Raw genomic sequence first — 550 nt, 5'->3', positions numbered from 1 at the left:
TTACCTGCTGAGCTGTAATAGTCAGACTGAGCAATATTTTCAGTAGCACCATATTGTGCATTACGATAGTTTGCATTCAATAAGCGATCAGTAAAGCTTAGCCCACCAAAAAACGGATTATTGCTACCTGTCACACTAGCAATATCACTTATTTTATTTTCAACATGTGCATTAAAACTGGTTGGTGAGCTATTGGCAAATACATATTTAATATAGTTTGCATGCTGAATAGCAATGTCATCAAGCGCAGTATCCATAGACAAACCGCCTAGACCACAGCTGGTTCTTGCGAGACTAAATTGATTATTAGCACTTAATGCTGCTTGCGCGTTATTTTCAGTAGGCTCGTCGCTTGTATTGACAGGGACATTATTGGTTGGTTCATTGTCCTGATCGTCAGGCGTCGCCGTTACTGGGGCCGAAGTTATTGGTTCTGAAATGACTTCTTGTGATTGGCTTGGTGAATCATTAGACGCAGCACTGCTGTCAGAGTCGCTACCACCGCCACAGGCCGTTAAAAACACTGCCAAGAAAAGCACTGCAGCAAGGT

General features: G+C 42.5%; 1 pseudogene. It reads right to left on the bottom strand.

Going from position 1 to position 550, the window contains the following annotated elements:
- Nucleotides 1-550, bottom strand: a pseudogene (locus JMY08_RS13935) (CAP domain-containing protein); the annotation flags it as partial.

The sequence above is a fragment of the Psychrobacter sp. Pi2-51 genome (assembly GCF_904846665.1).
Lineage (GTDB): Bacteria > Pseudomonadota > Gammaproteobacteria > Pseudomonadales > Moraxellaceae > Psychrobacter > Psychrobacter glaciei.
This window is presented reverse-complemented; position numbering and strand designations above follow the sequence as displayed.